Annotated in this window: 14 protein-coding genes; 4 read left to right on the top strand and 10 right to left on the bottom strand. The window is 46.0% G+C overall.

Annotated features, from left to right (window positions below; all coding sequences use genetic code 11):
* Window positions 1-284 precede the first annotated feature (284 nt).
* Window positions 285-1,250, bottom strand: coding sequence for a phosphatidylinositol-specific phospholipase C (locus VM802_RS09900; protein ID WP_325529865.1), 966 nt, complete (start codon window positions 1,248-1,250; stop codon window positions 285-287).
* A 136-nt stretch (window positions 1,251-1,386) separates the two neighbouring features.
* On the opposite strand from VM802_RS09900, the gene VM802_RS09895 reads away from it, so the two are divergent.
* Window positions 1,387-1,875 (top strand): YdcF family protein, encoded by a 489-nt coding sequence (locus VM802_RS09895; RefSeq protein WP_325529863.1) that lies wholly within the window; start codon window positions 1,387-1,389, stop codon window positions 1,873-1,875.
* Window positions 1,876-1,878: 3 nt separating this feature from the next.
* On the opposite strand, the gene VM802_RS09890 is transcribed toward VM802_RS09895, so the two are convergent.
* Entirely contained in the window at window positions 1,879-3,351 is a 1,473-nt protein-coding gene (locus tag VM802_RS09890; protein WP_325529861.1) for a HAMP domain-containing sensor histidine kinase, read from the bottom strand.
* An 11-nt stretch (window positions 3,352-3,362) separates the two neighbouring features.
* On the bottom strand, window positions 3,363-4,064 hold the full coding sequence (locus VM802_RS09885; protein ID WP_325529859.1) for a response regulator transcription factor: 702 nt from the start codon (window positions 4,062-4,064) through the stop codon (window positions 3,363-3,365).
* Window positions 4,065-4,206: 142 nt separating this feature from the next.
* Between VM802_RS09885 and VM802_RS09880 the strand changes: the two genes are divergently transcribed.
* A complete protein-coding gene (locus VM802_RS09880) occupies window positions 4,207-5,481 on the top strand; it encodes a spondin domain-containing protein (protein WP_325529857.1) in 1,275 nt (424 codons plus the stop codon).
* A 20-nt stretch (window positions 5,482-5,501) separates the two neighbouring features.
* Window positions 5,502-6,086, top strand: a complete 585-nt coding sequence (locus tag VM802_RS09875) for a peroxiredoxin-like family protein (RefSeq protein WP_325529855.1) — start codon at window positions 5,502-5,504, stop codon at window positions 6,084-6,086.
* A gap of 79 nt (window positions 6,087-6,165) precedes the next feature.
* Here the strand turns inward: VM802_RS09875 and VM802_RS09870 are convergent, their stop codons facing one another.
* The 7 genes from VM802_RS09870 to VM802_RS32330 form a co-directional block, all read right to left on the bottom strand.
* On the bottom strand, window positions 6,166-6,549 hold the full coding sequence (locus tag VM802_RS09870; protein ID WP_325529853.1) for a DUF5360 family protein: 384 nt from the start codon (window positions 6,547-6,549) through the stop codon (window positions 6,166-6,168).
* Window positions 6,546-6,965 carry a DUF2147 domain-containing protein gene (locus VM802_RS09865; RefSeq protein WP_325529851.1) on the bottom strand — a complete coding sequence of 140 codons (420 nt, stop codon included), beginning with the start codon at window positions 6,963-6,965 and terminating at the stop codon, window positions 6,546-6,548. Before VM802_RS09865 ends, VM802_RS09870 begins: the two co-directional genes overlap by 4 nt.
* A gap of 75 nt (window positions 6,966-7,040) precedes the next feature.
* Window positions 7,041-7,604: a Crp/Fnr family transcriptional regulator gene (locus tag VM802_RS09860; RefSeq protein WP_325529849.1), complete on the bottom strand. Its 564-nt coding sequence runs from the start codon at window positions 7,602-7,604 to the stop codon at window positions 7,041-7,043.
* Window positions 7,605-7,771: 167 nt separating this feature from the next.
* Window positions 7,772-8,407 carry a response regulator gene (locus tag VM802_RS09855; RefSeq protein WP_325529847.1) on the bottom strand — a complete coding sequence of 212 codons (636 nt, stop codon included), beginning with the start codon at window positions 8,405-8,407 and terminating at the stop codon, window positions 7,772-7,774.
* Window positions 8,408-8,538: 131 nt separating this feature from the next.
* Entirely contained in the window at window positions 8,539-9,753 is a 1,215-nt protein-coding gene (locus VM802_RS09850; RefSeq protein ID WP_325529845.1) for a lanthionine synthetase C family protein, read from the bottom strand.
* A 99-nt stretch (window positions 9,754-9,852) separates the two neighbouring features.
* The gene (locus VM802_RS09845) at window positions 9,853-10,029 is read right to left on the bottom strand and encodes a hypothetical protein (protein WP_325529843.1); all 177 of its coding nucleotides are present in this window, start codon (window positions 10,027-10,029) and stop codon (window positions 9,853-9,855) included.
* A 77-nt stretch (window positions 10,030-10,106) separates the two neighbouring features.
* The gene (locus VM802_RS32330) at window positions 10,107-10,259 is read right to left on the bottom strand and encodes a class I lanthipeptide (protein ID WP_414647061.1); all 153 of its coding nucleotides are present in this window, start codon (window positions 10,257-10,259) and stop codon (window positions 10,107-10,109) included.
* Between the two features lie 362 nt (window positions 10,260-10,621).
* Between VM802_RS32330 and VM802_RS09840 the strand changes: the two genes are divergently transcribed.
* The coding region (locus VM802_RS09840; RefSeq protein ID WP_325529841.1) for a lantibiotic dehydratase family protein at window positions 10,622-12,844 on the top strand (2,223 nt) is incomplete at its 3' end.

Here is a 12,844-nt window from a genome sequence, read left to right as displayed (position 1 = left end):
TAGATGTTTGGTCGATATAAAATGCTCGTCGGTACTATCTATTCTATGGGCTAACTTCTGCAGATTCATTTTTCACAACGGGACCAGGTTCACAGGGGCGGTCAGATTTTTCATTGTTAGCTCGGATACTCAATTCAAACAAGGATAGCCATTCTTCACTAAAGCTAATGAAAAATTATCATGAAGTGTAATGTCAGGGGGACGATTTTTTACGTCTGAGGGTAAAAAACGACAGGGACACCTTAAAACAAAAGGCGCCCCTGTTATAAAAGCTACAGATATGATCAGAAGTTGGAAGAAACTATTTTCTTCGCTCTGTCAGCAGTGGCAAAGTCCATGGGGATTACGCCGAACCTGCCTTTGGCAGCATCTGTGAAATAACTGTCGAGTTTATGGTTGATGAAATCAGATACGGTAGTAATGCTGGGGATACCGAAGATCATGGATTTATAACCGCTGCTGAAGTTCACGTACATCACAGTAGTGTCGCCGGTTTTAGCTTCCGTCAGCAAACCATTGATAGTATTCCATTTGGCATTGTTATCGTCCGCTTTATACTGATCCTGAATACGCAGTTTTGCGTTGCCATTGTTAACGGAGAAGGTAGCATTATCTGCCCAGTTGGTTACGTTGATGCCTTTGGCGGCAGTGGCGCCAAACCTGCGTACCAGCACTATTTTGCCACGAACATTGCCCAATGTGGGGATAGTTTCACCAAGATACCACCTAGAAGGATTTTTAGCTACATAAGCGTCAAAAGTAGCTTCAAAGGAGCGGGTGTTGTCGGTGGGATCATACTCTTCCTTTACGCTCATGAGAATTGTTTCGCCAGGGTTGCTGTTCAGGAAGGCGTTACAGGCATTGAGCACATCGTCGAAGTTCAGGTTCTGGTATATAGAACCGTGGTGAATGGCGAATGCATTACCGATGTGGCGGCAACGTACATCCAGAAAGCGGATACCGCCATTCAGCTGATCAGCGATGCTGAGTGTCTGGGTTTTAGCTGTACCCGGGAATGGCTCGTTACGCGCACCCGAATCATGTGTACCCGGAACGGATATACGGGAAAGTGAATAATAGTCCGGCAGAGTGGTCATCCAGTTATTTAACGACCAGGATGCCATCACGGCGCCGGCATGTACAGAACGTTCTGCCGCTAAGGGTTCAATACCGTTCATGTCTTTCTTACAGGAAACAAAGGTTACGGAAAGCAGGGCTGCTGCGGCCAGAGAGATTTCAGACAGTTTCATAGTAGTTTTCATTTGTTAACAAAAAAAGAGACTGCATAAATAACACATCACACGAAGGAAATGATTAATACTGCAGAAGGTTAACAATTTTATAATGACTTTCTGTTTTTGTAATATTGAATGATAAACGATAACCATGCAAGGACTCATTCTATCCCTGGGCGCGCCCAATGATGCAGCTGGCCGTCTCAGCGAAATGGCCACCGACAGGCTGAATGCCGTGATACAGTTGTACCGCTGTAATCCCGGCTATCATATTATTTGTACCGGCGGCAAGGGAGAACACTTCAATACAGCGTCGTTGCTACATTATGACTACTCCTACCAATATCTCCGGCAGCATAGTATACCAGAAAGCGCCCTCCTTCCCGGCGTGCCTTCCACGCATACCATCGAGGATTTTACACTATCACGGGAACAGCTACACGCAGCAGCCCCGGAAGTGCTGATCGTAGTCACTTCAGATTTTCATATTGCAAGAGCCCGCCTTATTTATAACCGATATGTGCAGTATGCGCCGGTTGTATTCTGGGGAGCGCCGTCCAGCATGGGAGCAGATCAGCTGGCAGCATTACAGGCACATGAACTGAAGGCCATTGCCCGGCTGGAAGCGGCACAACAATGATCATCAGGCTGCCGCAGGCAGGAGGAAATGAAACGTGGTACCCGCGCCCGGAGCACTTTTCAGATGGATACTCACCTGGTGCAGCTCAAGTATCTTTTTCACAATAGCCAGTCCGAGACCCATACCGTTGCCTTTTTCGCCGGATGCGGGTAGTTGTTTGTATCGCTCAAAAATATAAGGCTGGTCATCCGGATGTATGCCAATACCATTATCCGAAATGGCAATCTCCACACCGCTGGCTTTCTGTTGAAGCGCGATAGTAATACGACCTCCATGACCTGTAAACTTCAAGGCATTGTCCAACAGGTTACGAATCACACGTTCCACCAGCGCGATGTCTGCAAATACCGGTGGCAGGTTGTCCGGCGCTTTTACCTCCAGTATAATATCCTGTTGTTTCGCCAGTATCTGGTATTGCATCATCACATCAGACACCAGCTCATTCAGCAGGAACACTTCCTTGATGGGCTTCACCTGGTTGGCTTCCAGCTTGGCGTATTCAAACAGCTGCCCGATGAGATGCGACAAGCGGTTGGAGCTGGTATAGATAATATCAAGGTACTTTTTCCGGGTGACTTCGGCCAGGTCGTTGCCTTTAATGACGAGGGTTTCAATATATCCCTGCATGATAGCCAGCGGACTTCTGAGATCATGCGATACATTGGCGATCAACTCCTGCCTCAGTTTATCCGTTGCTGTTATTTTCTCAATATTATCCACAATTACGTCTGCCATTTCATTGAAAGTAGAAGTAAGCAGACCGATATCGCCACCGGCATGGCCGGTGATGCGCGCAGTAAGGTCGCCTTCCTTGAAACGTCTTACCACAGCGGCAATACGTGAAATGCTGTCAGTGATAAGAAAAAAGGTAATCAGCCCTACAAGACAGGCTACGCCCAATGTTACAAAGAAAAGCGTGGAACCCAGACTGAACACAAAACTGTTACTCAACGCCGCGATGGCTTCGTCTTGCTTCTCGCTAGCCAGTATGGCATATACGTAACCAGACAGCCGGTTATTTTCATATACCGGCGCCGCAGAAAAAATACTCTGCCGGTCAGGGTTCTTGGGGTTGTCGCCGGAGATATACTTCTTTCCGCCTTCACTGATGAACTGTTTTACCGGTGCGAGATTTACGGAATATCTTTTCACAGTTTTATCCGGCACCACAAAATCAGTGATCCTACCGGTGGTATCCAGCAGATATACTTCCACGCTGGGATTGATTACCATGATAGAATGAATAATATCGTGCGTTACAAGCGTGTCCGGGTGGCCATTCCTGATGGGCTGTGTAGATTCCACCAGATGGGCCGCCGTGGAGCCGTAAAGTTGTTGATTGGCTTCATTAAAATATTTACGGGAGATGTTAGTGGCAATGATCACATACACAATTCCCAGGATGATAAGCAGTGCGGTGAATGCCGCCGCTATCTTCCAGAACATCCTGTTGCCACTGATCGTTTTTATTGGCATGATTGCATCATTTAAAGTTCTTCATTAAACCGATAGCCGATACCCCAGGTAGTAAGTATATAAATAGGGCTGGAAATATCTTTCTCTATCTTCGTACGCAGACGATTGATATGAGAATTGACCGTATGTTCATATCCTTCAAAATCATACCCCCATACCAGGTTCAGCAGTTGTTTACGGCTGTAGCTCTTACCAGGATTGGATGCGAGCAGTGTCAGCAGGTCAAATTCACGGGGCGATAGCTCTACGCGTTGATCATCCAATGTTACTTTTCGTTTGTCTATGTCAATCGCAAGGCCACCAGACTGTATATGTAGCGGATCGGCATCCTTTGCGGCCTGGTGCACTTCTTCATTGCGGCGGAAAATTACTTTCACCCGTGCTACAAATTCGCGGACGCTGAAAGGTTTGGTAAGATAATCGTCAGCCCCGGTTTCCAGTCCCATCACTTTATCGATCTCTTCCGATCTTGCTGTCAGCATCATCACGGGTGTCTGGCGGTCCGTCATGCGCAAACGCCTGCATACTTCCATGCCGTTCATACCGGGCAACATCAGATCGAGGATGATCAGATCGAAGCGCTGGCTGGTAGCAAGGTCTAACGCTGCGACACCATTCCGTTCGCAGGTGATATCGCAGGGCAGATCACCCAGGTGGATCATCAGTAACTCCAGGATATCCGGATCATCTTCTATTATCAGCACTTTCTTCATGTGATCATCATTTTAGCGTCCACTGCAACAAAAGTCTGCTTTTTTCAGATGCAAAAACCGCCGTGATACTTTTGTTATAATTCTGCAACCACCTTGGGATAAGAAAACAATTGTTTTGTAGGTGTTAATCAAAACAATAATTATGAAAGCAATTACCTATTCCATTGCTATGGCCGGTATACTGGCCTCCCTGGCCTCCTGTAAAGATGACAACATGGCAATGCCATCGGATATGCCTTACACTTTCAAAGTAGAAAACGTGCAACAGGTACAGCCTTTTGTGCAGACAGGCACCTTCAAAGGCGAGGGTACACCGCCGGTGATTAAGCCAGGGCAAAGCGTGAGCTTCACCTTCTCTGCCGGAAAAGGCCAGGCATTGAGCTTCGCCACCATGTATGGCTGGAGTAATGATCTCTTCTTTGCACCCGCCAATCCTGGAATAGCTTTATATGATCAGAGCGGTAATCCTATGGAAGGAGATGTCTCTTCCCAGATCCGGCTCTGGGATAATGGCAGCAAAATAAACCAGATGCCCGGCGCCGCCAATCCTCATAACAGCGCAGATCAGAATGGTGTTGTAACAGAAGTAAACGGTGCGGATGCACAGGGTTTCACTTACCTGCCCGCCAGTAAACTATTGAACGCTTCTTTGAAATATAACCAGAACGCTACTTTCACTTTGACCCTCAAAAATATTTCCGGCGGTACAGCCAACGAAACACCTGTCAGTCCCGGTGTATGGGTGATCTCCAATTACCTGGGCGGTAACCTGCTGAATAAAGCTCCGTTATACGCCTCCGGGCAGCCTACTGCCAATGGCCTGCAACCACTTTCTGAGAAAGGAGATAACAGCGTGCTGGCTACTTACCTGAACGCACACACGCAGGTAGCTACTGGTCTTTCTCCGGTTGTTGTAATCGTTTATAATGGTAACACCAGGCCCATCTTCACACAGGGCGCCGCGGACCCCGGCAACGGCCTGGCAGATATTGCACAGGAAGGTAACCAGACCGCTTTGGTAGCATCATTGCAAAAAGCCGCCGGTGTAAAACATGTGTATGTATTATCGCCTTCAGACAAGCCCGTAACGCCCGGCAGCAGCGCACAAGCTCAGATTGAAGCTGCCCCTGGCGACAAGCTCGCCTTTGTAACAATGTTTGGCAGCAGTAACAATTGGTTCTATGCATTTGACGACATGGGCATCCTTGTTAACGCCAGCGGAGATCTTACTGGGAATGTGAAATTATGGAATGATGGCACCGAAGTTGATGAATATCCCGGGGCAGGCAACCATCAACCACAATTCAATCCCGGCTCTAAAAATCCCGCCAGCAAGCCCGTTATGGAAGTGGATAAAAGCCTGTATCCATCTCTGCCGGCTATAAAGGATGTCATTAAAGTAACGTTCACCAAATAAAGGATCAAAAACCAACCAGTATGAAAGCAATCGCATGGATGATCATTTTTATCGCTGGCACATTGGGACTCAATGCGCAGCAGATGCCTTCAGGTATTATAAAAGGGGCTATGGCGCCTGATTTCATGGCTAAAGACCAACATGGGAAAACGATCTCACTGAAAGATCAGCTGATGAAAGGACCAGTAGTGCTCGTATTCTATCGCGGACAATGGTGCCCTTACTGTAATAAAGCATTGAAGCAACTGGAAGATTCATTACCAATGATAAAAGCGAAAGGCGCAGGCGTTATAGCAGTGTCGCCTGAAGTTCCGGAAAATGTCAATAAAACCGTGAAGAAGACGGGCGCTACCTATCCTGTCTTGTTTGATGATGGAATGAAAATTATGAAACAGTATGATGTGGCCTACGACGTAGACCCCAAAACGATAGAGAAATACAAGGGCTACGGCATTGACTTTAACACCGCCAATGGTAGCAATGGTGCGCATCTGCCGGTTCCGGCCGTTTTTGTTATCAATAAAAAAGGCGTGGTTACCTACCGGCATTTTGATCCGGATTATAAGAACCGGGCAGCCGTATCCACTATATTGGCGCAGCTGTAATTGTTTTGATTTGATTGATCATCCGGATGATCAGTCAAATCAAAATATCAATCTATGAAAATGTGGTACTGCAAAGAAATTATAATTCCTTGAATAACCTGGGAAGAAAGAAAAGAGGATATAACAATAGAAACAGATTAGGGAGCCACCAGGTAATGCTGAATTCTCCGGCTATTGCCCAGTACGCAATCGCCTGCAGGCCGGAAATACTTGTCAGCAACAGCGAGACAAATGCCCACTTTCTCCAGTCTGTATTATTTTTTTGTTGCAGATAAATACTGAAAAGCCCGCTGCCGGAAACAATCATATCTAACGGAAAAAATGACCAGTTCCAGTTGACCATTACCGGAGACTGATAATTATTATAGAGATATTCAGCTGGTATGAGATGTAAGATGGTGATCAGCCAATAGGTAATGAAACCAATGTCCACCAGCAGGAAGCAATAACGAAGTCGTTTCATTGAGCGCGGGTCCAGGTTTCCGTTTGATGAAAAATTCCCCAATATCCACGGAGCATCAGGGTGTTATTGTCTTTGAGCCACATCATACATTTATAGCGTTTGCCTTCCGTAGGGTCATAAACGGTGCCTTCTTTCCATTGATTATCTCTATAATTGAAATCTTTCAGGATAACGAGGTTTATCAGTGGTTCCGACCTTTTGCTTTTGTCAGGATTTTCCGAATCTGTGAGCGGATGGCCATTTTTGTCATTGGGCTCTTTCAGCCATACCACTTTCCCATAATACTTTCCTTTTTCCGCGTAAATTTCGGTAATCCCTTTCTTATCCTGCGAGTACCATTTACCCAGGATCTGCTGTTGGGCATGGGCACAGATGCTGCTATACAACAATAACAGCGCAAAGAAAATCTTTTTCATCTGATTATATTTCGCGCCAAAGCTACTATCCGCATATGAAATAAATTTTGACAAAGGTCAAAAACGAGTGGGAGATTATCTGTTTCTACGAATACGGCTCAATGTTTCCTGAGACATACCAAGATAACTGGCGATATGTCCTAGCGAAACCTTTTGCAGGATGTGAGGCTGTTCATTTAACAGTTTAATGTATCTTTCCCGTGCAGAAAGATTTTGTAATGAAAGCGTGCGCTCCTCCAGTTCGACATAATACCTTTCAGAAAGCAGCCGCCCTACAATGTTGAACTCCGGAAAACGGCGATACAACTCCTGCAAGTGATCATAGCTGATGCCCTTAACACTGGCAGATTCCAGTACTTCTATATTTTCCACAGCAGGGTGTTGCGTTACAAAAGAAGACATAGATGTCACCACATCCTGTTCATATGCAAACCAGGTCGTGATATCCTTTTCTCCCCGGTGATAAAAACCCCTCATGACGCCTTTCTCTATAAAGTAAATGTAACGACAAGGTTTCCCTTGCTCTGCCAGCAGTACACCTTTTGGATAATCAACAGAGAAAACCATTTCTATCAGGGCATCAATAACTGATTGGTTCAGCGGAACAAGATCAGCCAGCATGGTAATTAATCGTTGCATATGATGGATTGAGCGCCGATAAAGATACAGATTGCGCTGGATGCTGCCGATAGTCTTTTAAGTTAATGGGAGATAATAATGGCTCAATCCGAATACTATTCTAACAGATCGGGCTATTACAACGATAAAACAGGTTTAATCTTTGTAATAGCCCGGCATGCTAAATTTTAATTCGTTGATACCAGCAATTTATTATCTATTGCTCTTTTGATGAGCATAGCAGTATTGCGGGCATTGAGTTTGCCGAGCAGGTTTCTGCGGTGGCTGTCCACCGTATCCGTGCTGATGAACAGTTTTTCAGCGATCTCGTGATTAGTGTGACCGTTAGCGATGAGCCATAATACTTCTTTCTCTCGTTTTGTAATGTGGAGGTGTTGTGCTCTGGAGTGAGGAGCTTCATCTTTGAGCAGTTGTTCCAGTTCGGGAGACAGGTAAGTGTGACCTTCGTATACTTCGTGAATGGCATGCAGGATCTCTTCCTTATCGGCATTCTTCCTGAGGCAGCCGTTGGCGCCACTTTCAAGCATGGCGGCGATGTCGCTGTATTCCTTCCAGTAACTGAGGCCCAGAACCGTAATCCTGGGATAACGTCTTTTAATGATGGCACATAATTCAGCGCCACTGATGTCTGGCAGGGTGGTATCCAGCAGGATCACATCCGGTTTGTGGTTCATTAAATAATGGAGGCATGACTTTCCTGTTCTGGCATCACCGGACAGTTTTATATCTTCTACGGGACAGAGCAATGATTTCAACCCCTCCAGGATCAGGGGATGATCATCAACAACATATAATCGGATCATGGTTTTTCAGTTTGCTGTAACGTTGGTATGCATGGCGTAATAGCGTACCGGGTCCGTCCCATGTACGACTCTCATTTACTATTAACTGTAATATAACAAAAATATATCAGGATATATGCTTCATGATCAGTTTAGGCAATCAGCATACTATCGCTCCATGAGGGCGTTGTGTTGGCATCAAGAAAATTAATCAGTGTGAGACCAATACCGGCAATACCTTCCAATACGTTATAACTGTCGGTGTAGTCAGGATGATGAAAGAATTTATAACCGGCGGGGCCATCTGCCCAGGTATTCATTTCCAGGGTATATTGTAGCCATTGTTTAGCGCCATCCTTCAGTACAGGATCGGCGGTAGTGGTGGCAGCCTGGTTAAGGATAAAGGCAATTCCCGCGCTGCCGTGACACATGCAGGCATCATGTACAGCGCCGTTCTTTTGATCGCGGTGCTGAACAATGTTCTTGAAAATGCGGAGTGCTTCTTCTTTGTAATCTTCCCGCTGCAGGCGCATACCAATGCCTGACAGGGCGGTGGCGATGCCCAGATCGCCGTAGCACCAGCCCAATCTGCTGTGCGAATCGTTCACTGACTTGCTATTAATATCTACTACTACAGGGTATAAAGAGTGTCCCGGGAGCGCATTAGCGTTCTTCGCAGACAACAGCCATTTTACGCTGTCTTCTATTAATGGTTTCACGATGTCTATAGCGATGCCTTTTTCGTATATGCGGGCCAGTATGGCCATGATGGCAGGTACGCCGTGTGCCAGGCCGAGGTTGAAGAGGTCTCCGTCTGTGTTCTTTTCGCTCATACTGGAGAAGTTGTCTTTCCAGCTGATGCCGTAAGGTGTAGTGATGGCAGTCTTTTTCAGGTAATTTACCAGCGATGTCAGCTTTTCAGCTGCGTAGGGGTCAGGGAGTCTTTCCAGGAAATAAAGCGCGGTGCCCACGCCCTGGTGCAGGAAATCGTTCCGTCCTTCCTGCATTTCCGCCTCCATAAATTCTCCAACAGTGTGATCAATTTCTTCAAAAGCATTCTCCACATCCCCTTCATCAATATAACCGAGCTTTGCCAGGTGGAGGATAGTCCAGGCGATACCTGCAATACCACCGCAGTGCGAACCATTCATTGGCTGCTCTGACAGTGCCGATATGCTGTTCTCTATGAGGGCATATACTTTGTCGAGATGCGTTTCGTTGCCTGTGTATTGAAAGTAGTAGGCATAGAACAAAGCGCAACCGGTATAGCCGCCTAATAATCCTGCATGTTGGTCTGTTGTAATAAATCTATCCAGCTCATCGCTGATCCGTTGTAATACCGAAGATGCTTCTTTGTTATAATCCATATCTTAAAATACATTATAAATATATAATGGCAAAACATGCAATAAACTTTTTCAGATTTACCGCATGTTTTGCCATGTGCGAAAAGTTGTTACTACAGGTTAGAACCGGCAGGAATCAACGCTGCAGCGAGGAGCTCCCTGGCTCATGTCGTCAGGACATGCTTTGAAGGTGCAGAGCAATGTAGCTACTAATTTGGCGCCTTCAGCGTGACCTTTCGAAAAGCTGGCGATTTTAATCTTGCCGAGGCTTAATCTTTTCTCTGTAAGCTTTTTCATAAATAGTTTTTAAAGTGTGTACAGAAAAACAAGACAATCAGTAAATTACTGATTGTCCCTCCCACTGTGAGTAATGCTTAGCAAGCATTCCTTGAGATAGGAGGAGTGCATTTAGCCATCAGGCTGCAGCCAGTGTAAGTAGGAGCTTTAACTTCAGCAGCTTCACGGCCATTCAGTTTAGCAACTTTAACTTTGTTCAGGACGAGTTTTTTCTCAGTTGACTTTCTCATAATTGTGTTTATTGGTTGAGATTAAAAAATGCTGGCAAATATTTGTTATAAAATGAGGGTGTTTTTGCTATAGGTTTCTGTTCATAGGTTTTACATATGGATTACAGGAACATTTCAAAAGTAATCAGAAAGGAAGATATAACAGCTCACGTAAAACCGGGATTTTTTATTTTTTTTCATTCAAAGTATGATGATGATTGTTTTTGCTTTGTATAATGAAAACAACAGTCGAAAACAGAAGCAGATGATCTGAGCATATAATTTCGGAACATAGTACATCTTTCGCTCATTACCTTCATCATATTCAGTAAAGAAAAATCAATGTTATTGCCTATTTTCATGATCTTATTTAACATGCCAATATGAATATTGCCGAAGACTTTTATTTAGTACGAACACCTATACTTCCTGTAGAATTCCCGGAACAACTCAACAACACCAGCTTTAATGAATTACCGGACGCGATAAAAAATATTTTCCAGGATGATCTCTTACAGGAAGCCATCTATATTGCATCTCCTGAGCTTTACCAGGAATTCCGTAAGTGGCAGGAGGGGCGCCTTACAGGAGAGAAAGATGTGCAGAAACTCACGTCAGCGCTTTTCCGTTATCTTCTGCGTATGAGCAGCCGCTGTACGCCATATGGTCTTTTTGCAGGCTGCGCTACTGGTCATCCCGGCGATGTTACCAGTATCACACTGCACGACAAAACGCAACATAAAAAGCACAGCCGGCTCGACATGAACTATGTAGCAGAACTAGCCTCCATGATTACCTCCATTCCGGAGATACAGGAACAGCTCCGCTATTACCCAAACAACTCTCTATACAGAACAGGGAGTACCTACCGCTATGCCGCTTTTACGATAAAAAACAAATTCCGCAACTACTATCTCACTTCTGTAAATGCAAGTGAATACCTGGAAAAGATCTTCCAGGTTGCGGAGAACGGTGCTACCCTCACGGATATACGTAGTGCTGTCATCAGTGAAGATGTTACGGGCGAAGAAGCCGAAGAGTTCATCTCAGAACTGATCAGCAGCCAACTACTGGTAAGCGGGCTGGAACCCACCGTTACCGGCGACGAGTTCTTCCAGCTGCTGATACGCAAACTTGAAATGCTGCAACACACAAACGAATATACAAATGTGTTACAACGTATAAATGGGTTGCTCAAAGAACAGCAGACCGGTACCAGTAAATATGTAGGGATACATTCACTGGTGAAGTCATTACTTACTGATACTACCAATAAAGACCTGATACAGACAGATCTCTTCCTTTCCACTACCAGCAACACACTGGGCAGCAAAGTAATCAGCGATATTACCCGGCAGGTAAACCAGCTTTGGAAGCTGGCCCGGGCTAATAACAACGGAGATCTCCGGCAGTTCTGCAATTCCTTCCGGCAACGTTATGAAGAACAGGAGATACCGCTCACACTCGCACTCGACACAGAATCTGGTATTGGCTATGCGGGGCATAGCGGTAGTCATACTGATCATACGCCGCTGGTGGATGATCTTGTTACGCCGCCCTCCGACAGAAACGAGACGATGAACCGCAGCAAGATGCTGGAGTTTCAGTTACAGCAATTGCATGCATGTCTGCGTGAGAACAAACAAGAGATCGTACTCACCGACGAGCATCTCGGGCAATTGAAGGAAACAGATACGCCACGCCTGCCCTACAGCATGTACCTGATGGGCAGTATACTGGCCGGCAGCGCGGCTGCCATCGATGCCGGCGAATACCTTTTTGAAATGAACGGATGTAGCGGCCCTTCGGCTGCGAACCTCCTGGGACGGTTCTGTCATGGCGACGAACAACTCACAGCACACGTCAATGCCTGCCTGAGAGCAGAAGAGCAACATGATCCGGAATGTATCTATGCTGAAATCATTCACCTTCCCGAATCACGCACCGGCAATATCCTGATGAGGCCCCGGTTACGCTCCTATGAAATTGTGTATCTCGCTAACAGTGATGCTCCCGCTGAGTACCAGATTCCGGTATCCGACCTCATGGTGAGCGTGCAGCGCGACAAAGTTGTGTTGCGTTCCCGCCGTCTCAACAAACGTGTGATACCCAGACTCAGCACTGCCCATAACTTCCGTCATGGTCTGCCTCTCTATAAATTCCTTTGCGACCTGCAAACACAGGATCTCCATGCAGGCCTAGCCTGGGGTTGGCAGATACCCGGCAATGAGCGCTTCCTGCCGAGGGTACGCTATGGCAACATCATTCTCAGTAAAGCACAATGGATACTGAACAAAAAAGATTATCCCGGCCTGAAGAAAGATAATACCACCGCATATGCAGAAACATGCCGCGAGATGCGTAAACAGCTCCAGCTTCCCCGCCATATAGTAATCGCGGAAGGCGACAATGAGCTGCTGATAGACTTTGAAAATGAATCAAGCCTTCACCTCCTCGCCACCACCTTGATTAAAAAGGAGCAGCTAGTATTACAGGAGTTCCTCGGCACCCCGGATAATTGCTGGATAGAAAGCGCTGGAGGAAAACATACCAATGAATTTATCATTCCCCTGAGAAATGCAGATAAAGCAAATGAAGCGGCCTTT

The sequence above is a fragment of the Chitinophaga sp. genome (assembly GCF_035538455.1).
In the GTDB taxonomy this organism is placed as follows: Bacteria; Bacteroidota; Bacteroidia; order Chitinophagales; family Chitinophagaceae; genus Chitinophaga.
Note: the sequence above shows the minus strand (reverse complement) of the source record. Positions and strands in the feature narration are given on the sequence as shown.